Raw genomic sequence first — 20,424 nt, 5'->3', positions numbered from 1 at the left:
GTGTCAGTGGAGGCGCATTATAGGGAGTTATTTCAGGCTGACAAGTTAAAAATACAAAAAACTTATCAAACGATTACTTTTCACTCAACCCTTCTATTTTTGCCTGGTTTTTAAACAAAAACGAGCCCCGCAGGGCTCGTTTATTGTCGTTTTGTGACTTACTGCACTGCCACGATACGGTCGTCGTTCACTTCCAGGCGAATGGCTTTGCCAGGAATCAGCTCCCCAGACAAAATTTGCTGCGCCAGCGGGTTTTCGATCTGTTGCTGGATAGCGCGTTTCAATGGACGCGCGCCATATACCGGATCGTAACCATTCGCGCTCAGCAGTTTGAGCGCTTCGTCAGAGATATGGATTTCATAGCCACGCTCTTCCAGACGTTTATACAGACGCTGCAGTTGGATCTGAGCAATAGAAGCAATGTGCTGCTCACCCAACGGATGGAATACCACAACCTCATCTATACGGTTGATAAATTCCGGACGGAAGTTATGGCTCACAACGCCCAGCACCATATCCTTCATGTGGCTGTAATCAAGCTCGCCAAAACGTTCCTGGATCAGATCGGACCCCAGGTTCGAAGTCATGATGACCACCGTATTACGGAAGTCGACCGTTCTCCCTTGCCCGTCAGTCAGACGACCATCGTCAAGCACTTGCAGCAGAATGTTGAACACATCCGGATGCGCTTTCTCCACTTCATCCAGCAGAATGACGGAGTAAGGACGACGGCGCACTGCTTCAGTGAGATAACCACCCTCTTCGTAGCCGACATATCCCGGAGGCGCACCGACCAGACGAGACACCGAGTGTTTCTCCATAAACTCGGACATATCGATACGCACCATTGCATCGTCACTGTCGAACATAAAGTTTGCCAGCGCTTTACACAGTTCAGTTTTACCGACACCGGTCGGCCCAAGGAACAGGAATGAACCAATCGGACGGTTCGGGTCAGACAGCCCAGCACGGCTACGGCGGATCGCGTTAGATACCGCTTCAACCGCTTCGTTCTGGCCAATCACACGACTGTGCAACTCCTGCTCCATACGCAACAGTTTTTCCCGTTCGCCTTCCAGCATGCGGGCAACCGGGATCCCCGTCCAACGCGCCAGCACTTCAGCAATTTCTGCATCGGTCACTTTGTTACGCAACAGACGCATAGTTTTACCTTCCGACTGGGTAGCGGCTTCCAGCTGTTTTTCCAGCTCCGGAATTTTACCGTACTGCAGCTCGGACATCCGCGCCAGATCGCCCACACGACGCGCCTGCTCAATGGCAATCTTCGCCTGCTCCAGCTCAGCCTTAATCGTCTGAGTACCAGAGAGCGAGGCTTTTTCCGCTTTCCACTCTTCTTCTAACTCAGAATACTGGCGCTCTTTGTCGTCCAGTTCTTCGTTGAGCATATCGAGACGCTTTTTACTCGCCTCATCAGACTCTTTCATTAATGCCTGCTGTTCCAGTTTGAGCTGGATAATACGGCGGTCGAGTCTGTCCAGTTCTTCCGGCTTGGAGTCAATCTGCATACGAATGCTGGATGCCGCTTCATCGATTAGGTCGATAGCTTTATCCGGCAACTGACGGTCGGCAATATAGCGGTGAGACAGCGTAGCTGCCGCCACAATTGCCGGGTCAGTGATCTGCACATGGTGGTGCAGCTCATAACGCTCTTTCAGACCACGCAAAATGGCGATGGTGTCTTCTACTGAAGGTTCAGCCACAAACACTTTCTGGAAACGACGTTCCAGCGCCGCATCTTTTTCGATGTACTGACGATATTCATCGAGCGTGGTTGCGCCTACGCAGTGCAGTTCCCCACGCGCCAGCGCCGGTTTCAGCATGTTCCCGGCGTCCATGGCGCCATCGGCTTTACCCGCGCCAACCATGGTGTGCAGCTCATCAATAAACAGAATGACGTTGCCTTCTTGTTTAGAGAGATCGTTCAGCACACCTTTTAAACGTTCTTCAAACTCGCCACGATATTTGGCCCCGGCCACCAGCGCGCCCATATCCAGCGCCAGTACGCGGCGGCCTTTTAAGCCTTCCGGCACTTCGCCGTTGATAATACGCTGCGCCAGCCCTTCAACGATGGCAGTTTTACCGACGCCAGGTTCACCAATCAACACCGGGTTATTTTTAGTACGACGTTGCAGCACCTGAATAGTGCGGCGAATTTCTTCATCACGACCGATAACCGGATCGAGTTTGCCCTGTTCGGCGCGTTCGGTCAGATCGACGGTATATTTTTTCAAGGCCTGACGTTGGTCTTCAGCTCCCTGATCATTCACGCTTTCACCTCCACGCATTTGTTCAATTGCCTGAGTGATATTGGCGGCCGTCGCCCCTGCTGATTTTAATAAATCGGTCAGCGTACCGCGTGACTCAAGCGCCGCCAGAACGAACAGTTCTGACGAAATAAAGTTGTCCCCTCGTTTTTGCGCCAGCTTGTCGCAAAGATTCAGTACACGCACCAGATCCTGAGAAGGCTGCACATCACCGCCGGTGCCTTCTACCTGCGGCAAGCGGCTCAGCGCCTGGTCAATGGCTGTACGTAACTGGCCGGCATTAATGCCAGCAGAGGTTAATAAAGGACGTACCGATCCCCCTTCCTGATTCAGCAAGGCGCTCATTAGATGAAGTGGTTCGATGAATTGATTGTCGTGCCCCAATGCGAGTGACTGGGCATCGGCAAGAGCAAGCTGGAATTTATTAGTAAGACGATCCAGACGCATAACTCCTCCCATAACAGGTCAAAATTGCTACTGGAGATTAAATGAGGTCATCCCTCAATTATTCAAGGTGAATGACCTGAATTATGTGAAAAGAAAATTACACGTACCGGATCGTCTTGATTCTTTAGGTTATATCAGCCAAATAAAACTTGCCATACGCCCCGTGGTATTGTCGCGACGATAAGAGAAGAAAGTCTCACTTTCGCTGAAGGTGCAACGGTCACCGCCATAGAGGTTCGTCACACCAACATTTGCCAGACGCTGGCGCGCAAGCTGGTAGATATCCGCCAGATATTTGTCTGCGCGCGGTACAAATGCGAGGTCCGCCTGCGAATCTTTCGCCATAAACGCTGTGCGGACTTCTGGCCCCACTTCGAACGCGTTCGGGCCAATCGCCGGGCCTAGCCAGGCAATAATATTTTCAGGTTTGTCGGCAAAACACGCCACCGTCTCTTCCAGCACGCCGGCGCATAATCCACGCCAACCCGCATGAGCCGCCGCAACTTCCGTACCTGCACGATTACAAAATAATACGGGCAGACAGTCCGCCGTCATCACCGCACATACGGTGCCCGGCGTATTGCTGTATGACGCATCCGCACGTTTGGATGAGTACGGCTCGCCCGTCAGTTTCAGGACGTCCTTACCGTGGACCTGTTCCAGCCAGACTGGCTTTGAAGGCAGATTGCCCGCAGCAAACAGTCGTTTGCGGTTCTCTTCGACATGCTCCGGGTTATCGCCGCAATGTGCGCCCAGATTCAGCGAATCATAAGGCGGCATACTGATACCGCCAATACGGGTAGAACTACATGCCGCAACACCTTGCGGTAGCGGCCACTGCGGGACAATTAGCTTACTCATAACCAGGCAATATCATCCTTATGTTCTTCGAAATCAGCGCGCATCACTTCAATCAGTTCCACCATATCTTGCGGAATTGGCGCATGCCATTCCATTTCGATACCGGAAATCGGGTGATACAGACGCAGCATGGTCGCGTGCAGCGCCTGACGGTCGAACTTACGCAATACGGAAATAAATTCGTCAGAAGCGCCTTTCGGTGGACGCGGACGGCCGCCGTAGACCTGATCGCCCACCAGCGGATGGGTAATATGCGCCATGTGCACGCGGATCTGGTGCGTACGTCCGGTTTCCAGACGCAACCGCAGACGCGTGTGCACACGGAAGTGTTCCATAATGCGATAGTGCGTCACCGCCGGTTTACCCATCGGGTGTACCGCCATGTGTGTACGCTTGGTCGGGTGACGGCTAATCGGCTCTTCAACGGTTCCGCCCGCTGTCATATGACCAATCGCCACGGCTTCGTACTCACGGGTAATTTCACGCAGCTGTAATGACTCCACCAGACGCGTTTGCGCCGGAACGGTTTTTGCCACCACCATTAATCCAGTCGTGTCTTTGTCCAGTCGATGGACGATACCCGCACGAGGAACATCTGCAATTGGCGGGTAGTAATGCAGCAACGCATTCAAAACCGTGCCATCAGGATTGCCTGCACCCGGATGCACCACGAGGTCACGCGGTTTGTTGATAACAAGAATATCGTCATCTTCATACACGATATCCAGCGGGATATCCTGAGGCTCAAAACGAACCTCTTCGTCAATTTCTGCATTGATGGAGACCTGCTCTCCACCCAACACTTTTTCTTTCGGTTTATCGCAAAGATTGCCATTTACCAGCACGCGCTGGTCGAGGATCCATTCTTTTATGCGCGATCGCGAATAATCAGGGAACAATTCGGCCAAAGCCTGATCTAAGCGTTGACCGAGCTGATTTTCGGAGACTGTTGCGGTGAGTTCTACTCGTTGTGCCATAAACTGCTTCTTTGTTTAACGTTGGGTTTTACGGCTTTGCCGTTTAATATAGTGTGCTATTGTAGCTGGTCTTAACCGGGAGCAGGAACAGAGAATCTCCCGTAAAACATTTTGAGGAAAGTCAAAACGTCATGACGCGCATGAAATATCTGGTGGCAGCAGCCACGTTGAGCCTGTTTTTGGCGGGTTGCTCTGGTTCAAAGGAAGAGGTGCCCGATAATCCGCCAAATGAAATCTACGCGACTGCTCAGCAAAAGCTGCAGGACGGTAACTGGAAACAGGCAATAACGCAATTGGAAGCGTTGGATAACCGTTATCCATTTGGACCGTATTCTCAGCAGGTGCAATTAGATCTCATCTACGCCTACTACAAAAACGCCGATCTGCCACTTGCTCAGGCTGCCATCGATCGTTTTATTCGTCTTAATCCGACACACCCTAACATTGATTATGTCATGTATATGCGTGGCCTGACCAATATGGCGTTGGATGATAGCGCACTGCAAGGATTCTTTGGGGTTGATCGCAGCGATCGCGATCCACAACATGCCCGAGCTGCGTTTAATGACTTTTCCAAACTGGTACGTGGCTATCCGAACAGCCAGTACACCACTGATGCCACTAAACGTCTGGTGTTCCTGAAAGATCGTCTGGCGAAGTATGAATACTCCGTTGCGGAATATTACACTGCCCGTGGCGCATGGGTGGCGGTGGTAAACCGTGTGGAAGGCATGCTGCGCGACTACCCGGATACCCAGGCAACGCGTGATGCTCTGCCGTTGATGGAAAACGCTTATCGCCAGATGCAAATGAATGCGCAGGCAGAAAAAGTAGCGAAAATCATTGCCGCCAACAGCAGTAATACCTGATTTACCTCAGAATGCAAAACGGCAGCCCCAAGGGCTGCCGTTTTTTTATCCGTTTACGCCATAACTGAAGCGGTTTAGCTCCGACGCATCTCATCAAATATGGCCTGCTTTCTGCTATTCCTCAAGTAAAAAATCGCTTGTTCCTGCGGTGCCTCACAAAAAGGTTTTCTTGACAAAAAGCGACAAAATAATGTGATTTAAATCACACATTTTGACATTAGGAACGGTATGCTGGAATCACCAAGACGGGAAAGACAAGAGGTAAAATTTATGACAATGAACATTACCAGTAAACAAATGGAAATTACTCCGGCAATTCGCCAGCATGTCGCAGACCGTCTCGCCAAACTTGAAAAATGGCAAACTCATCTGATTAATCCACATATCATTCTGTCTAAGGAGCCACAGGGTTTCATTGCTGATGCCACCATCAATACACCGAACGGACATCTGGTCGCCAGCGCAAAACACGAGGATATGTACACCGCAATTAACGATTTGATCAACAAGCTGGAACGGCAGCTCAATAAAGTGCAGCACAAAGGCGAAGCCCGTCGTGCAACAACTTCAGTCAAAGACGCCAACTTCGTCGAAGCAGAAGAAGAGTAGTCCCTTACATTGAGTGTATCGCCAACGCGCCTTCGGGCGCGTTTTTTGTTGACAGGGTGAAAACAGTACGGGTACTTTACTGACGTAGCCAAAGGAAAATTACATGAAACTTGTCCCGTTCTTCTTCGCATTCTTTTTTACCTTCCCCTGAATGGGAGGCGTTTCGTCGTGTGATAAAGAATGCGAAGACGAACAATAAGGCCTCCCACAACGGGGGGCCTTTTTTATTGATAACAAGAAAGGCAACACTATGACATCGGAAAACCCATTGCTGGCGCTGCGCGATAAAATCAGTTCGCTGGATGAAAAATTACTGGCCCTGCTGGCTGAACGGCGTGGGCTGGCCGTAGAAGTCGGTAAAGCTAAACTGCTTTCACATCGTCCGGTACGTGATATCGACCGCGAACGCGATCTGTTAGACCGGCTGATTCAGCTTGGCAAAGCGCATCATCTCGACGCGCACTATATCACCCGCCTGTTCCAACTGATTATCGAAGACTCCGTCCTGACGCAGCAGGCACTGCTCCAGCAACATCTGAACAAAATTAACCCCCATTCCGCGCGCGTCGCCTTCCTTGGGCCAAAAGGCTCATACTCACACCTCGCCGCACGTCAGTACGCTGCCCGTCATTTTGAACAATTCATTGAAAGCGGCTGCGCGAAATTTGCCGATATCTTTAATCAGGTCGAAACCGGACAAGCTGACTATGCGGTGGTCCCGATTGAAAACACCAGCTCCGGTGGGATTAACGACGTCTACGACCTGCTGCAGCACACCAGTCTGTCTATCGTTGGCGAGATGACTATTACGATTGACCACTGCGTACTGGTATCCGGCACAACCGATCTCGAGACCATTGATACGGTATACAGCCACCCGCAGCCGTTCCAACAGTGCAGCAAGTTCCTGAGCCGTTACCCACACTGGAAGATTGAGTACACCGAAAGCACCTCAGCGGCGATGGAAAAAGTTGCACAAGCTAACTCACCTCGCGTAGCCGCATTGGGGAGCGAAGCCGGAGGCGTACTGTATGGTTTGCAGGTTCTCGAGCATATCGAAGCAAACCAGACACAAAACATCACCCGCTTTGTGGTACTGGCACGCAAGGCTATCAATGTTTCCGACCAGGTTCCGGCGAAAACCACGCTGCTGATGGCAACAGGCCAACAGGCCGGTGCGCTGGTTGAAGCGCTGCTGGTACTGCGCAACCATAATCTGATTATGACTAAACTGGAGTCACGCCCGATTCACGGCAATCCATGGGAAGAGATGTTTTATCTTGATATCCAGGCCAATCTGGAATCCCCCCAAATGCAAAAGGCGTTAAAGGAATTGGGGGAGATTACGCGTTCGATGAAGGTGCTGGGATGTTACCCGAGTGAGAACGTGGTGCCGGTCGATCCGAGTTAACGTGACAATGCCGGATGGCGCCAGGCTTATCCGGCATCTTACTTAAGGACGGCTGTCATTCGCCTGGCGCAGCAAAGTACGGCTTTCGCTCTGGAAGCGTTTCGCATAATCGCCAAACCAGTGCTCCACCTTACGGAAGCTGTCGATAAACGCTTGCTTATCGCCCTGCTCCAGTAAACCAATCGCCTCACCAAAACGTTGATAGTAGCGTTTGATCAGCGCAAGGTTGCTCTCAGACGACATAATGATATCAGCATAAAGCTGCGGATCCTGGGCAAACAGGCGTCCAACCATCGCCAGCTCAAGGCGGTAAATCGGCGAGGAGAGCGCCAGCAATTGTTCCAGTTGCACGTTTTCTTCCGCCAGATGCAGACCATAGGCAAAGGTCGCAAAGTGCCGCAATGCCTGAATAAACGCCATATTCTGGTCGTGTTCAACGGCGCTGATCCGATGCAGCCGCGCGCCCCAGACCTGAATCTGTTCCAGAAACCACTGATAGGCTTCCGGCTGACGTCCATCACACCAGACAACCACCTGTTTTGCCAGACTGCCGCTATCCGGACCAAACATGGGATGTAACCCCACCACCGGACCATCGTGCGCTGCCAGCATCGCCTGTAAAGGACCATTTTTCACCGATGCCAAATCGACCAGAATACAGTCAGACGGCAGACGCGGTAATTTGGCGATCACCTGCTCGGTGACGTGGATCGGCACGCTGACGATCACCATGCCTGCATCAGAGACGATCTCCGGCGCGCGATCCCAGTCCTGCTGTTCCAGGATCCGCACCTGATAACCTGACAGAGTGAGCATTTTTTCGAAAAGACGCCCCATCTGACCACCGCCGCCGACGATCACCACCGGTCGCAGAGAAGGACAAAGCGTTTTAAATCCTTTGTCATTTTCACTGGAGTAGGACTCGCGCATAACCCGGCGCAGCACATCTTCAATCAGATCCGGCGGTACGCCAAGGGCTTCCGCTTCCGCGCGGCGTGAAGCCAACATAGAGGCCTCCCGCTCCGGCACGTAAATCGGCAGCCCAAAGCGGCTTTTTACTTCACCGACTTCAGCAACCAGCTCCAGGCGGCGTGCCAGCAAATCCAGCAGCGCCTTGTCGACTTCATCAATTTGATCGCGTAATGCGGTCAATTCAGCAACCATAACCAACCTCTTATGCTACACGCGCCGTCAGCTGGCCGTTTAAATCCTGGCTAATTTCACGCAGCAGCGCATCCGTCATTTCCCAGCTAATGCACGCATCGGTTACGGACACACCGTATTTCATTGCGCTGCGCGGCTGTTCGGAAGACTGGTTGCCTTCATGAATATTACTTTCAATCATCAAACCAATGATCGAGCGATTGCCATCTTTGATTTGCGCAATCACGGATTCAGCCACGGCAGGCTGACGGCGGTAATCTTTATTGGAGTTACCATGACTGCAATCTACCATCAGGGAAGGTCTTAGTCCCGCCTGCTCCATCTCTTTTTCGCATTGGGCAACATCTGCCGGGCTGTAGTTCGGCGCTTTGCCGCCACGCAGGATCACATGACCGTCCGGATTGCCCTGAGTTTGCAGCAGCGCTACCTGCCCTGCCTGGTTAATACCGACAAAACGGTGTGACTGCGCCGCGGCACGCATGGCATTGATAGCGGTGGCCAGGCTGCCGTCAGTGCCGTTCTTAAAGCCAACCGGCATCGAAAGACCAGAAGCCATTTCACGGTGAGTCTGTGATTCCGTGGTACGCGCACCGATTGCTGACCAGCTAAACAGATCGCCCAGGTACTGCGGGCTATTAGGATCCAGAGCTTCAGTTGCCAGCGGAAGTCCCATATTTACCAGTTCAAGCAGCAGCTGACGCGCAATTTTCAGTCCTGCTTCAACATCAAAAGAGCCATCCATATGAGGATCGTTAATTAACCCTTTCCAACCAACGGTAGTACGGGGTTTTTCAAAATAGACGCGCATCACCAGGTAGAGGTTATCGCTGACCTCTGCGGCAAGGGCTTTAAATCGACGAGCGTACTCAATTGCCATTTCAGGATCGTGAATGGAGCACGGACCACATACCACCAGCAGGCGCGGATCGCGACCGGAGATAATATCTGAAATGGTTTTACGCGACTGGGCGATTTGCGCCTCTTGCGCCTGGCTCAGCGGAAATTCAGCTTTCAGCTGCTCCGGAGTCATCAGAACCTGTTCGTCGGTAATATGTACGTTGTTCAGCGCGTCTTTTTGCATGATGGTGATCCTGTTTAGCTCGTTTGCGATAGTTGATCCTCAGCGAGGAGGAAATAACGATATCACAACAGGTAAAGATTTCAATCCATAATCCGTAAATTTTACTTTACATCATGCTATTAAGCACTAAATAAAGCCCATCCATATGTATATTTAAATTTACACCCGCCCAATATCAGATCCACTATGCTTAAAAAAAACGCGGGAGCACAGGCAATGAAGCAACTCATCAGCACCTTATTGATACTACTTCTGAGCGGCTGTCAGATAGATCCCTATACTCACGCTCCTACCTGGACAGGAACCGACTGGTACGATGCCGGGATACGCGATGCCATTTCAGGCTATGCGGTTAAAGATAATGAAATTCTTGCCGACAATTACAATGATCCAGAAGTCGATCGTACGGAATATCTTAAGGGTTACGCCGAGGGACAACGTAAAACCTGCCAGCAGGATTTTGTTTACGCCAGGGGTCTGGCCGGGAAAACCTTTCCCCCAAGTTGCGATACGGTCGAAAATGTTGACCAGTTACACAACGCCTGGCAAAAAGGGGAAAACGAAGCTAATGCCTCTATAAGATTAAATTAAACAATAGCTTATATTTTATAAGCACATAAGATTTAACTTAAATTATCAATAGCTTTATACCCGGAATAATGACGACTTAGGAAAATAATGTTATTTTGTCTCAAACAATCTTGAGTGTATTTCGACGCTTTACGGCAACCGCTGGTAGGTAACTATTCATGAGCTATTCTTACCGACTCATACTTCTACTGGCACTGCTCCTGACCGGATTACCGCTGTACGCCCAGAGCGTTACGGAAGAAGCAAAATCTGTACGTGCGATGGTTTCCGGCATCGTCAGTTATACACACTGGCCTTCACTTTCCGGGCCACCAAAACTGTGTATTTTCTCTTCATCGCGTTTTTCCAGTGTACTGGTAGATACCAGTACTGGTGCTTTACCCTATCTTCCCGTCATCATTCGTACGGAACAAGAAATATTAGTTGCGCAGTGTGATGGTTTTTATTTTGGAAAAGAATCCCCTGGTTATCAGGTGGAATTAAAGAATAAATATCCGACAAAGGCACTGTTATTAATCGCTGAACAGAATCCCGAATGCGTTATTGGCAGTGCCTTTTGCCTCATAATTAAAGATGAAGATGTGAGATTTTCCGTAAATATGGATTCCCTTTCACGCAGTGGCGTAAGGGTCAGTCCAGACGTATTGATGCTTGCACGGAATAAAAAGCATGGATAAGGGCCATTCTCCCATAACACGCCCGACGTTTAAGCGGACATTACGGCGTATCAGCATAATCAGCGTCCTGGTCACCATGACGTTGATCTGGCTACTGCTTAGCATTTCCTCCGTGCTGGCATTAAGACAGTATGCGCAAAAGAACCTGGACCTGACCGCAGCCACTATGACTCGGACACTTGAAGCTGCATTAGTCTTTTCTGACAGTGTTGCGGCCACAGAAACACTGGCGGCGCTAGGGCAACAAGGGCAGTTTTCCGTAGCGGAAGTGCGTAATAAAAATCAGAACGTGATTGCCACCTGGCGCTATGACGCGCAGGACACCACTGAAAAGATCAGCGGTCTGATCAGCCACTGGCTGTTTCCGCAACCGGTCACACAGCCCATTTTGCACAATGGCAGCGTGATTGGTGAAGTGCGCCTGACGGCACGCGATAGCGTGATCAGCCATTTCATTTATCTGTCGCTGGCCGTTCTTACCGGATGCATTCTGCTGGCATCAGGCATTGCATTAATGCTCACTCGCTATTTGCACAATGGCGTAGTAGAAGCCCTGCAAAATATAACCGAGGTGGTACATGATGTCCGTACCAACCGTAACTTTTCACGACGTGTTTCAGAAGAACGTATCGAAGAATTTCATCTTTTTGCCCAGGATTTCAATAGCCTACTGGACGAAATGGAGGAATGGCAACTTCGGTTGCAGGCAAAGAACGCTCAGCTTTTGCGTACCGCGTTACATGATCCTCTGACAGGACTGGCAAATCGCGCCGCATTTCGCAGCAGCATTAACGCCCTGATGAACGACGATGCTGCCCGCAGCAGTTCTGCATTGCTATTCCTTGATGGTGATAATTTTAAATTTATTAACGATACCTGGGGCCACGCAGCGGGCGACCGTGTCCTGATTGAAGTTGCAAAAAGGCTGGCCGAGTTTGGAGGTGATCGACATCACCCCTACAGGCTTGGCGGCGATGAGTTTGCCATGGTGCTGTATAGCGTTCACTCAGAATACGAAGTTCAGCGTATCTGTGCCGCACTGTCGCAAGCGTTTAACCGACCTTTTGACCTGCACAATGGTCATCTGGCAAGCATGACACTCAGCATTGGCTTTGCGCTGACGTGGGAACATGCCTCTGCCGAGAAATTACAAGAACTTGCCGATCAAAATATGTATCAGGCCAAACATTTGCGTTCTGAACGCATTATTAAATAAGGAATTACACACATGTTAAAACGTCTATTTTCACCGTTTTTTCTGCTTTTACTGATCGTGGCAGGCTGTCAGGCACCGCAGGGAAAATTTACCCCAGAGCAAATTGCAGCTATGAAATCGTACGGATTTAGCGAAGTTTCAGGAGACTGGTCTCTTGGCCTGTCTGACAATATCCTGTTTGATAAAAACGACTATAAGCTCCGTCCGGAAAGTGAAAAGCAGATTCAGGAAATGGCATCCAAACTGGCTGCTACCGGGCTAAACCATGCACGTCTGGACGGTCATACGGATAACTACGGTGAAGACAGCTACAACGAAGCTCTGTCGCTCAAACGCGCAAATGTCGTGGCCGATGCCTGGGCACAAGGCGCTAATATTCCCCGTACCAATCTGACCACCCAGGGACTCGGGAAGAAATACCCTATCGCCAGTAACCAGACCTCAAAAGGTCGTGCTGAAAACCGCCGTGTCGCGGTAGTGATCGCCACACCGTAATCATTCCCGGCTGACTGTATCCAGAGAGTATGTAAAATCCCCCGGCAGTCAGTCTGTTCCCATAAATAAATATCGCGATAAAAAAAGGGCCAGCCTTTCGGCCAGCCCTTTTCTAACAGGATGTCGCTTGCGCGAATCTTAGTTAAGACGCTCTTTGATACGAGCAGACTTACCAGTGCGCTCACGCAGGTAGTACAGTTTAGCTTTACGAACAGCACCACGACGTTTAACAGCAATGCTGTCAACTACCGGAGAGTGAGTCTGGAAGACACGCTCAACGCCTTCGCCGTTGGAAATTTTACGAACAGTGAATGCAGAGTGCAGACCGCGGCTACGAATAGCGATAACCACGCCCTCAAATGCCTGCAGACGTTTTTTGGAACCTTCAACAACCCATACTTTCACTTCCACGGTATCACCCGGACGGAAGGAAGGTACGTCCTGCTTCATCTGTTCTTGTTCAAGTTGCTTAATAATGTTGCTCATAATTTAATCTCTTATCCTGGGTAAACTGATATTGGGGGCTTACGCCTGCCCATCATGTTTATGTTGCTGTTGTGCGTGTTCCTTTTTGAACTCCGCCAGCAACCTTGCTTGCTCTTCAGTCAGAGCCAGGTTTTCCAGAAGTTCAGGTCTTCTAAGCCAGGTCCGGCCCAGCGACTGTTTCAAACGCCAGCGACGTATCTCAGCGTGGTTCCCCGACAGTAATACTGCCGGTACTTCCATCTGCTCTAACACTTCAGGTCGGGTATAGTGTGGACAGTCCAGCAACCCGTCAGCAAACGAATCTTCGATTGCTGATGCTTCATGACCCAGAACCCCCGGAATAAACCGGGAAACGGAGTCGATCAGCGTCATTGCCGGTAACTCACCACCGCTGAGGACGTAATCGCCGATTGACCATTCTTCATCAATTTCGGTTTGAATCACGCGCTCATCGATACCTTCATAGCGACCACACACCAGAATCAGCTTTTGATTCGTGGCCAGTTCGCTGACGCCCGCTTGATCAAGCTTGCGTCCCTGAGGTGACAGATAAATCACCTTTGCGCCTTCACCAGCCGCAGCTTTTGCTGCATGAATGGCGTCCCGTAAGGGTTGCACCATCATTAACATCCCCGGTCCGCCGCCGTAAGGACGATCGTCCACGGTACGGTGCCGGTCATGAGTAAAGTCTCGAGGACTCCAGCTCTGGATGTTCAGCAGGCCATTTTTTACTGCCCGGCCAGTTACCCCGTAATCGGTAATTGCGCGGAACATTTCAGGAAACAGGCTAACGATACCTATAAACACAAGCCAATCCCCATAACGCCGACTTTTACCGTTTATCCGGTGGTTTAAAAACCAGGATCCCAATCTACTTCGATAGTACGAGTAGCGAGATCGACTTTCTTGATAACCTGCCCATCGAGGAACGGTACAAGACGTTCCTTGATACCAAACGCATCTTTCAGGTTTGCCTTGATGACGATGACGTCATTCGAACCGGTTTCCATCATATCGACGACTTTACCGAGATCGTAGCCTTCGGTGGTCACTACCTGGCAGCCCATAAGGTCTTTCCAGTAGTAGGAACCATCTTCCAGCGCTGGCAACTGCGAGGAATCCACGACAATTTCACAATTGGTCAGTAGATTCGCCGAATCACGATCGTCAACGCCTTTCAGCTTGATGATCAGATCCTGATTGTGGTGCTTCCAGCTTTCCAGCTGTACTTGCTGCCACTGACCCGCCTTCTGGATAAACCAGGGCTGATAGTCAAAAATGCTTTCGGCGTCTTCAGTGGAAGAAAACACTCTGAGCCAACCACGAATACCGTAAGAAGACCCCATTTTCCCCAAAACGATGGGTTCCACAGGAGCCTGCGCGGCGAGTTGCTTGCTCATCATGACCACCGTGACAGATTAAGCTGCTTTGTTTGCTGCTTTGATCAGCGTAGCTACGCGATCAGAAATAGTCGCGCCCTGGCCAACCCAGTGAGCGATGCGATCCAGATCCAGGCGAGTGCCTTCTTCTTTTTCGCTAGCGATTGGGTTAAAGAAGCCAACGCGCTCGATGAAGCGACCGTTGCGTGCATTACGGCTGTCGGTGACAACAACCTGGTAGAACGGACGCTTTTTAGCGCCGTGACGAGCTAAACGAATAGTAACCATAACATCCTCTTGTGTGAATAAAACACCGGGCCCCATCGAGGGAAGGGACCCGGTGTCATATTAAAAGCCCGAAAATTTTACTGATTTCTGGGAAAAAAGCAATCAACAGTTAATAACTCTGCTGTAGAAGGCCGTCGGCGGCGCAGCGAGTTCGGTGCCGGCGTGCGCGCAGCCACCGCAGCGTACACACAGTACGTGAGGATGGCTAGCACACCCCGGTGCCGAAGTAGCAAGTGAGCCAGGCCGGGAAATTAGCGCCCCGGGAAGCCTGGCGGCATCATCCCCTTCATACTCCGCATCATCTTCGCCATCCCGCCTTTCTTCATTTTCTTCATCATGCGCTGCATGTCGTCGAACTGTTTCAGAAGGCGGTTAACATCCTGTACCTGCATGCCGCAACCGGTGGCAATGCGGCGTTTACGGGAACCTTTGATGATTTCCGGCTTAGCGCGCTCTTTCATCGTCATCGAGTTGATGATGGCTTCCATACGCACCAGCACTTTATCGTCCATCTGCGATTTCACATTGTCAGGGATCTGACCCATGCCCGGCAGTTTGCCCATCAGGCTTGCCATACCGCCCATGTTTTTCATCTGCTTGAGCTGCTCAAGGAAATCGTTGAGATCGAAGCCGTCGCCTTTTTTCAGCTTGCTGGCTAATTTCTCTGCCTGCGCGCGGTCAACTTTGCTTTCGATATCTTCGATCAGCGACAGCACGTCGCCCATGCCGAGAATACGTGAAGCAATACGGTCTGGGTGGAACGGCTCCAGCGCTTCGGTTTTCTCGCCGACACCGAGGAATTTAATCGGCTTGCCGGTGATATGACGAATAGAGAGCGCCGCACCGCCACGCGCATCACCATCAACTTTGGTCAGCACCACACCAGTTAACGGCAGCGCTTCGTTAAAGGCTTTTGCGGTATTCGCGGCATCCTGACCGGTCATCGCATCGACGACAAAAAGCGTTTCTACCGGTTTGATAGAAGCGTGGACCTGTTTGATTTCGTCCATCATCGCTTCGTCAACGTGCAGACGACCGGCGGTATCCACCAGCAGCACGTCGTAGAATTTGAGTTTGGCTTCTTTCAGCGCGGCGTTGACGATATCGACCGGTTTTTGACCGACATCCGACGGGAAGAAGTCTACACCGACCTGCTCGGCCAGCGTTTCCAGCTGTTTAATCGCCGCCGGGCGATAAACGTCCGCGGAGACCACCAGCACTTTCTTCTTGTGCTTCTCACGCAGGAATTTCCCCAGCTTACCAACGCTGGTCGTTTTACCCGCACCCTGCAAGCCCGCCATCAGTACGACGGCAGGCGGCTGAGCAGCCAGATTCAGGGTCTGGTTTTCTTCGCCCATTGCCGCAACCAGCTCGTTACGGACAATCTTGACGAACTCCTGACCCGGCGTCAGGCTTTTGTTAACTTCATGACCAACCGCTTTCTCTTTTACGCGATTGATAAACTCACGCACTACCGGCAGCGCTACATCAGCCTCCAGCAGCGCCATGCGCACTTCGCGCAGCGTCTCTTTAACGTTGTCTTCAGTAAGGCGTCCACGGCCACTGATATTGCGCAGCGTGCGCGACAAACGATCGGTTAAATTATCAAACATTGTCTCTCGCCTGGGGTGGAAACGGTCGGTCGCGACAGCGACACATCAACAGAAATTTGTCGCAGTATAACATGAAGCCGCCTTTGTTGTTATGCAACGGTTGGAGCAGCGGTCACGTAACGCTATACTGCTTTTCTTTATCACTGGCCAACTGTCGACACCTAATATGCCCGTTTTTGCTCTGCTCGCCCTTGTCGCCTACTCAGTCAGCCTTGCGCTGATTATTCCCGCCCTGCTGCAAAAAAACAGCGGCTGGCGGCGTATGGCTATTCTTTCTGCGGTCGTCGCGCTGGTAAGCCATGCTATTGCCCTGGAAGCGCGTATCCTGCCCGGCGGTGAAAGCGGACAAAACCTGAGCCTGTTGAACGTAGGCTCACTGGTTAGCCTGATGATCTGCACGGTAATGACTATCGTCGCTTCCCGCAATCGTGGCTGGCTATTACTGCCCATTGTCTACGCCTTTGCCCTGATCAACCTCGCGTTCGCGACGTTTATGCCTAACGAGTTCATCACCCATCTCGAAGCGACACCGGGCATGATGATTCACATCGGGTTATCGCTGTTTGCTTATGCCACGCTGATTATTGCCGCGCTCTATGCGTTACAACTGGCGTGGATCGACTATCAGCTGAAAAACAAAAAACTGGCGTTCAGTAATGAAATGCCGCCACTGATGAGCATTGAGCGGAAAATGTTTCATATCACCCAGATCGGTGTGGTTCTGCTGACGCTAACTCTGTGTACTGGCCTGTTTTACATGCATAACCTGTTCAGTACTGAGAATATTGATAAAGCCGTTCTTTCTATCGTGGCATGGTTTGTCTATATCGTTCTGTTGTGGGGGCATTACCATGAAGGCTGGCGCGGACGTCGCGTCGTATGGTTTAACGTCGCAGGCGCAGTCATTCTGACGCTGGCCTATTTCGGCAGCCGTATACTGCAGCAGTTCGTGAGTTAAATCTTTAAGGAACCCTACGTGGAACACATCTCCACCACCACGCTCATTGTCACGCTTCTCATCATGGTGGTCATTTCCGCCTATTTTTCCGGTTCTGAAACCGGAATGATGACCCTGAATCGCTATCGTCTGCGGCATCGGGCCAAGCAGGGTAATCGTCAGGCAAAACGCGTTGAAAAGTTACTTCGCAAACCGGATCGCCTGATAAGCCTGGTACTGATCGGGAATAACCTGGTGAATATTCTGGCCTCCGCGCTTGGCACTATTGTCGGTATGCGCCTGTATGGCGATGCCGGCGTCGCCATCGCTACCGGGGTGCTAACGTTTGTGGTGCTGGTTTTTGCCGAAGTACTGCCAAAGACCATTGCCGCGCTGTATCCAGAAAAAGTCGCCTACCCGAGCAGTTTTTTGCTGGCTCCCCTGCAAATCATCATGATGCCGCTGGTGTGGTTGCTTAATACCATCACCCGCCTGCTGATGCGCATGATGGGTATCAAAACGGATATCGTGGTGAGCGGTTCGCTGAATAAAGATGAACTGCGAACGCTGGTCAATGAATCGCGCTCCCAAATCTCGCGTCGTAATCAGGATATGCTGCTGTCCGTGCTGGATCTGGAAAAAGTCAGCGTCGATGACATCATGGTGCCGCGCAGTGAAATCATCGGCATTGATATTAACGACGACTGGAAATCAATCGTGCGCCAGCTTTCGCACTCCCCTCACGGCCGCATCGTGCTGTACCGCGACTCACTCGACGATGCCATCAGTATGCTGCGCGTACGCGAAGCCTGGCGATTAATGGCGGAGAAAAAAGAGTTCACCAAAGAGACCATGTTACGCGCGGCCGACGAAATTTATTACGTCCCGGAAGGTACGCCCCTCAGCACCCAGCTCATTAAATTTCAGCGCAATAAGAAGAAAGTGGGTCTGGTGGTCAATGAATATGGCGATATTCAGGGGCTGGTCACGGTCGAAGATATTCTGGAAGAGATTGTCGGCGATTTCACCACGTCAATGTCACCGACGCTTGCTGAAGAGGTGACGCCGCAGAATGATGGCTCAGTGATCATTGACGGCAGCGCCAACGTTCGTGAAATCAATAAGGCGTTTAACTGGCACCTGCCGGAGGATGACGCACGTACCGTGAACGGTATTATTCTTGAAGCGCTGGAAGAGATCCCGGTAGCTGGCACACGAGTGCGTATTGGGCAGTACGATATCGATATTCTCGACGTGCAGGACAATATGATTAAACAGGTACAGGTGTTGCCGGTTACACCACTGCGCGAGAGTGTAGCGGACCAGTGAGCATAGTCCGGGCCGGGTAGCGCATCAGCATTACCCGGCCCAGGGCTGATTAGCCTTTGGCTTTCGCCACGGAGACCATCGCCGCACGGATGGTACGTCCGTTCAGGGTATAGCCTTTCTGCATTACCATCAGCACATTACCGGCGGCAACGTCGTCAGACTCTACCATTGCAATGGCCTGATGCACGTTCGGGTCCATCGGCACATCGATATCCGCAACCACCTGCACACCAAACTTCGCCACCACATCCAGCATTGACTTACGCGTCAGCTCAATACCTTCAATCATTGGTGCCATCGCATCATTGTCTTTGTCCGCCACTTCCAGCGCACGATCCAGACTGTCCAGCACCGGCAGCAGCTCGTTGACGAATTTTTCCAGCGCAAATTTATGCGCTTTTTCTACATCCAGTTCGGTACGACGACGCAGGTTTTCCATTTCCGCTTTGATACGCAACACGCTGTCGCGCTCGCGAGTTTCGGCTTCAGCAAGCTGAGCTTCCAGATTCGCAATTTTTTCATCGCGCGGATCCACCTGCTCAGCAGAAGCGTCTGGTTCAACCGCCTCAACTTCTTCGTGCTGATCCATGATAATTTCTTCCGGGGCTTGCCCCTCAGGCGTTTTCTGTTCTTTACTACTCATGAATTTCTCCGCGTTTTTTTCGCATTCATCTCGCTAACCTGGATTATTATGGGGATAAGATTCAGGGTTTCAAGGGAAGTACTCACATTGTCACTAATCTTCGTTACAAGGACCTCGAGAAAATGAACAATCATTTCAAGTGTATTGGCATTGTGGGGCATCCACGTCACCCCACTGCACTGACAACACATGAAATGCTCTACCGCTGGCTGTGCGCCAAAGGTTATGAGGTTATCGTGGAGCAACAAATCGCGCACGAGCTACAGCTGAAAAATGTGAAAACCGGTACGCTCGCGGAGATTGGCCAGCAGGCAGACCTCGCCGTAGTCGTCGGCGGCGACGGCAATATGCTGGGCGCTGCGCGCACCCTTGCACGTTATGACATCAAGGTTATCGGAATTAACCGCGGTAACCTCGGTTTCCTCACCGACCTTGATCCAGACAATGCCCACCAACAGTTAGCTGACGTACTGGAAGGCCACTACATCAGCGAAAAACGCTTTTTACTCGAAGCCCAGGTATGCCAACAGGATTGCCAAAAGCGCATCAGCACCGCGATCAACGAAGTGGTGCTGCATCCAGGCAAAGTGGCGCATATGATTGAGTTCGAAGTGTATATCGATGAAATCTTTGCCTTCTCTCAGCGTTCCGACGGGCTAATTATCTCTACGCCTACCGGCTCTACCGCCTACTCGCTCTCTGCCGGAGGCCCAATTCTGACGCCTTCCCTGGATGCCATTACGCTGGTGCCGATGTTCCCGCATACGCTTTCTGCGCGCCCGCTGGTGATCAACAGTAGCAGCACAATTCGCCTGCGCTTTTCTCATCGCCGTAGCGATCTGGAGATCAGCTGCGACAGCCAAATCGCCCTGCCGATACAGGAAGGTGAAGACGTATTGATCCGCCGCTGTGATTATCATCTGAACCTGATACATCCAAAAGATTACAGCTATTTCAATACATTAAGTACCAAGCTGGGCTGGTCAAAAAAATTATTCTAATTTAACGCCAACCTCTTTACTGTATAAAAAACCAGTTTATACTGTATGTAATTACAGTTATGGTT

22 protein-coding genes and 1 other annotated feature are annotated in these 20,424 nt (G+C 51.1%); of the genes, 11 read left to right on the top strand and 11 right to left on the bottom strand.

The window, feature by feature from the left end:
* Window positions 1–158: 158 nt before the first annotated feature.
* The 3 genes from clpB to rluD all read right to left on the bottom strand — a co-directional run bounded on the left by clpB (window position 159) and on the right by rluD (window position 4,570).
* Complete coding sequence (clpB, locus tag FDW96_RS06700; RefSeq protein ID WP_137365391.1) at window positions 159–2,732, bottom strand: ATP-dependent chaperone ClpB; 2,574 nt, start codon at window positions 2,730–2,732, stop codon at window positions 159–161.
* A 129-nt stretch (window positions 2,733–2,861) separates the two neighbouring features.
* Window positions 2,862–3,593 carry a purine nucleoside phosphorylase YfiH gene (yfiH, locus tag FDW96_RS06695; RefSeq protein ID WP_042313307.1) on the bottom strand — a complete coding sequence of 244 codons (732 nt, stop codon included), beginning with the start codon at window positions 3,591–3,593 and terminating at the stop codon, window positions 2,862–2,864.
* Window positions 3,590–4,570: a 23S rRNA pseudouridine(1911/1915/1917) synthase RluD gene (gene rluD / locus FDW96_RS06690; protein WP_042313304.1), complete on the bottom strand. Its 981-nt coding sequence runs from the start codon at window positions 4,568–4,570 to the stop codon at window positions 3,590–3,592. Before rluD ends, yfiH begins: the two co-directional genes overlap by 4 nt.
* A gap of 131 nt (window positions 4,571–4,701) precedes the next feature.
* Between rluD and bamD the strand changes: the two genes are divergently transcribed.
* From bamD to pheA, 4 genes are all read left to right on the top strand, one after another.
* Window positions 4,702–5,439, top strand: a complete 738-nt coding sequence (bamD, locus tag FDW96_RS06685) for an outer membrane protein assembly factor BamD (RefSeq protein ID WP_005130417.1) — start codon at window positions 4,702–4,704, stop codon at window positions 5,437–5,439.
* Window positions 5,440–5,709: 270 nt separating this feature from the next.
* Entirely contained in the window at window positions 5,710–6,048 is a 339-nt protein-coding gene (gene raiA, locus FDW96_RS06680) for a ribosome-associated translation inhibitor RaiA (protein ID WP_003031244.1), read from the top strand.
* A 102-nt stretch (window positions 6,049–6,150) separates the two neighbouring features.
* Window positions 6,151–6,276, top strand: a sequence feature (Phe leader region).
* A complete protein-coding gene (gene pheL, locus FDW96_RS06675) occupies window positions 6,152–6,199 on the top strand; it encodes a pheA operon leader peptide PheL (protein WP_100250063.1) in 48 nt (15 codons plus the stop codon). Its footprint overlaps the feature before it by 48 nt.
* 22 nt (window positions 6,277–6,298) lie before the next feature.
* Window positions 6,299–7,459 (top strand): bifunctional chorismate mutase/prephenate dehydratase, encoded by a 1,161-nt coding sequence (pheA, locus tag FDW96_RS06670; RefSeq protein WP_038642743.1) that lies wholly within the window; start codon window positions 6,299–6,301, stop codon window positions 7,457–7,459.
* A 42-nt stretch (window positions 7,460–7,501) separates the two neighbouring features.
* Here the strand turns inward: pheA and tyrA are convergent, their stop codons facing one another.
* The gene (tyrA, locus tag FDW96_RS06665) at window positions 7,502–8,623 is read right to left on the bottom strand and encodes a bifunctional chorismate mutase/prephenate dehydrogenase (RefSeq protein WP_003826456.1); all 1,122 of its coding nucleotides are present in this window, start codon (window positions 8,621–8,623) and stop codon (window positions 7,502–7,504) included.
* Between the two features lie 10 nt (window positions 8,624–8,633).
* Window positions 8,634–9,704, bottom strand: coding sequence for a 3-deoxy-7-phosphoheptulonate synthase AroF (gene aroF / locus FDW96_RS06660; RefSeq protein ID WP_137365390.1), 1,071 nt, complete (start codon window positions 9,702–9,704; stop codon window positions 8,634–8,636).
* Between the two features lie 216 nt (window positions 9,705–9,920).
* Between aroF and FDW96_RS06655 the strand changes: the two genes are divergently transcribed.
* The 4 genes from FDW96_RS06655 (at window position 9,921) to FDW96_RS06640 (ending at window position 12,683) form a co-directional block, all read left to right on the top strand.
* Window positions 9,921–10,295, top strand: a complete 375-nt coding sequence (locus FDW96_RS06655) for a DUF2799 domain-containing protein (RefSeq protein ID WP_042313298.1) — start codon at window positions 9,921–9,923, stop codon at window positions 10,293–10,295.
* Window positions 10,296–10,453: 158 nt separating this feature from the next.
* On the top strand, window positions 10,454–10,972 hold the full coding sequence (locus FDW96_RS06650) for a YfiR family protein (protein WP_042313295.1): 519 nt from the start codon (window positions 10,454–10,456) through the stop codon (window positions 10,970–10,972).
* Window positions 10,965–12,188 (top strand): diguanylate cyclase DgcN, encoded by a 1,224-nt coding sequence (gene dgcN / locus FDW96_RS06645; RefSeq protein WP_042313293.1) that lies wholly within the window; start codon window positions 10,965–10,967, stop codon window positions 12,186–12,188. The genes FDW96_RS06650 and dgcN overlap by 8 nt, the downstream gene beginning before the upstream one ends.
* Before the next feature lie 12 nt (window positions 12,189–12,200).
* The gene (locus FDW96_RS06640) at window positions 12,201–12,683 is read left to right on the top strand and encodes an OmpA family protein (protein WP_038642755.1); all 483 of its coding nucleotides are present in this window, start codon (window positions 12,201–12,203) and stop codon (window positions 12,681–12,683) included.
* 138 nt (window positions 12,684–12,821) lie between these two features.
* Here FDW96_RS06640 and rplS read toward each other — a convergent pair whose 3' ends face one another.
* The 5 genes from rplS to ffh form a co-directional block, all read right to left on the bottom strand.
* A complete protein-coding gene (gene rplS, locus FDW96_RS06635; protein ID WP_006687325.1) occupies window positions 12,822–13,169 on the bottom strand; it encodes a 50S ribosomal protein L19 in 348 nt (115 codons plus the stop codon).
* Between the two features lie 39 nt (window positions 13,170–13,208).
* Window positions 13,209–13,976: a tRNA (guanosine(37)-N1)-methyltransferase TrmD gene (trmD, locus tag FDW96_RS06630; protein WP_003031232.1), complete on the bottom strand. Its 768-nt coding sequence runs from the start codon at window positions 13,974–13,976 to the stop codon at window positions 13,209–13,211.
* A 44-nt stretch (window positions 13,977–14,020) separates the two neighbouring features.
* The gene (gene rimM / locus FDW96_RS06625; protein WP_003031230.1) at window positions 14,021–14,569 is read right to left on the bottom strand and encodes a ribosome maturation factor RimM; all 549 of its coding nucleotides are present in this window, start codon (window positions 14,567–14,569) and stop codon (window positions 14,021–14,023) included.
* An 18-nt stretch (window positions 14,570–14,587) separates the two neighbouring features.
* Window positions 14,588–14,836 carry a 30S ribosomal protein S16 gene (gene rpsP, locus FDW96_RS06620; RefSeq protein ID WP_003031228.1) on the bottom strand — a complete coding sequence of 83 codons (249 nt, stop codon included), beginning with the start codon at window positions 14,834–14,836 and terminating at the stop codon, window positions 14,588–14,590.
* A 251-nt stretch (window positions 14,837–15,087) separates the two neighbouring features.
* Complete coding sequence (gene ffh, locus FDW96_RS06615; protein WP_006687321.1) at window positions 15,088–16,449, bottom strand: signal recognition particle protein; 1,362 nt, start codon at window positions 16,447–16,449, stop codon at window positions 15,088–15,090.
* Window positions 16,450–16,615: 166 nt separating this feature from the next.
* Here ffh and FDW96_RS06610 point away from each other — a divergent pair, with 166 nt between their 5' ends.
* Together FDW96_RS06610 and FDW96_RS06605 are read left to right on the top strand one after the other, a co-directional pair.
* Window positions 16,616–17,407: an inner membrane protein YpjD gene (locus tag FDW96_RS06610; RefSeq protein WP_042313291.1), complete on the top strand. Its 792-nt coding sequence runs from the start codon at window positions 16,616–16,618 to the stop codon at window positions 17,405–17,407.
* Between the two features lie 18 nt (window positions 17,408–17,425).
* Window positions 17,426–18,715 (top strand): HlyC/CorC family transporter, encoded by a 1,290-nt coding sequence (locus FDW96_RS06605; protein ID WP_137365389.1) that lies wholly within the window; start codon window positions 17,426–17,428, stop codon window positions 18,713–18,715.
* 49 nt (window positions 18,716–18,764) lie between these two features.
* Here FDW96_RS06605 and grpE read toward each other — a convergent pair whose 3' ends face one another.
* Complete coding sequence (grpE, locus tag FDW96_RS06600; protein WP_038642760.1) at window positions 18,765–19,358, bottom strand: nucleotide exchange factor GrpE; 594 nt, start codon at window positions 19,356–19,358, stop codon at window positions 18,765–18,767.
* A gap of 122 nt (window positions 19,359–19,480) precedes the next feature.
* Between grpE and nadK the strand changes: the two genes are divergently transcribed.
* Complete coding sequence (gene nadK, locus FDW96_RS06595) at window positions 19,481–20,359, top strand: NAD(+) kinase (RefSeq protein ID WP_042313284.1); 879 nt, start codon at window positions 19,481–19,483, stop codon at window positions 20,357–20,359.
* Window positions 20,360–20,424 lie beyond the last annotated feature (65 nt).

Origin of the sequence: Citrobacter sp. TBCS-15 (genome assembly GCF_005280815.1) — a bacterium.
In the GTDB taxonomy this organism is placed as follows: Bacteria; Pseudomonadota; Gammaproteobacteria; order Enterobacterales; family Enterobacteriaceae; genus Citrobacter; species Citrobacter werkmanii.
This window is presented reverse-complemented; position numbering and strand designations above follow the sequence as displayed.

What these genes read in the sequence shown, in the direction of transcription:
- clpB (WP_137365391.1), bottom strand. Translation starts at nt 2,732, where the DNA reads ATGCGTCTGGATCGTCTTACTAATAAATTCCAGCTTGCTCTTGCCGAT.
- yfiH (WP_042313307.1), bottom strand. Translation starts at nt 3,593, where the DNA reads ATGAGTAAGCTAATTGTCCCGCAGTGGCCGCTACCGCAAGGTGTTGCG.
- rluD (WP_042313304.1), bottom strand. Translation starts at nt 4,570, where the DNA reads ATGGCACAACGAGTAGAACTCACCGCAACAGTCTCCGAAAATCAGCTC.
- bamD (WP_005130417.1), top strand. Translation starts at nt 4,702, where the DNA reads ATGACGCGCATGAAATATCTGGTGGCAGCAGCCACGTTGAGCCTGTTT.
- raiA (WP_003031244.1), top strand. Translation starts at nt 5,710, where the DNA reads ATGACAATGAACATTACCAGTAAACAAATGGAAATTACTCCGGCAATT.
- pheA (WP_038642743.1), top strand. Translation starts at nt 6,299, where the DNA reads ATGACATCGGAAAACCCATTGCTGGCGCTGCGCGATAAAATCAGTTCG.
- tyrA (WP_003826456.1), bottom strand. Translation starts at nt 8,623, where the DNA reads ATGGTTGCTGAATTGACCGCATTACGCGATCAAATTGATGAAGTCGAC.
- aroF (WP_137365390.1), bottom strand. Translation starts at nt 9,704, where the DNA reads ATGCAAAAAGACGCGCTGAACAACGTACATATTACCGACGAACAGGTT.
- FDW96_RS06655 (WP_042313298.1), top strand. Translation starts at nt 9,921, where the DNA reads ATGAAGCAACTCATCAGCACCTTATTGATACTACTTCTGAGCGGCTGT.
- FDW96_RS06650 (WP_042313295.1), top strand. Translation starts at nt 10,454, where the DNA reads ATGAGCTATTCTTACCGACTCATACTTCTACTGGCACTGCTCCTGACC.
- dgcN (WP_042313293.1), top strand. Translation starts at nt 10,965, where the DNA reads ATGGATAAGGGCCATTCTCCCATAACACGCCCGACGTTTAAGCGGACA.
- FDW96_RS06640 (WP_038642755.1), top strand. Translation starts at nt 12,201, where the DNA reads ATGTTAAAACGTCTATTTTCACCGTTTTTTCTGCTTTTACTGATCGTG.
- rplS (WP_006687325.1), bottom strand. Translation starts at nt 13,169, where the DNA reads ATGAGCAACATTATTAAGCAACTTGAACAAGAACAGATGAAGCAGGAC.
- rimM (WP_003031230.1), bottom strand. Translation starts at nt 14,569, where the DNA reads ATGAGCAAGCAACTCGCCGCGCAGGCTCCTGTGGAACCCATCGTTTTG.
- rpsP (WP_003031228.1), bottom strand. Translation starts at nt 14,836, where the DNA reads ATGGTTACTATTCGTTTAGCTCGTCACGGCGCTAAAAAGCGTCCGTTC.
- ffh (WP_006687321.1), bottom strand. Translation starts at nt 16,449, where the DNA reads ATGTTTGATAATTTAACCGATCGTTTGTCGCGCACGCTGCGCAATATC.
- FDW96_RS06610 (WP_042313291.1), top strand. Translation starts at nt 16,616, where the DNA reads ATGCCCGTTTTTGCTCTGCTCGCCCTTGTCGCCTACTCAGTCAGCCTT.
- grpE (WP_038642760.1), bottom strand. Translation starts at nt 19,358, where the DNA reads ATGAGTAGTAAAGAACAGAAAACGCCTGAGGGGCAAGCCCCGGAAGAA.
- nadK (WP_042313284.1), top strand. Translation starts at nt 19,481, where the DNA reads ATGAACAATCATTTCAAGTGTATTGGCATTGTGGGGCATCCACGTCAC.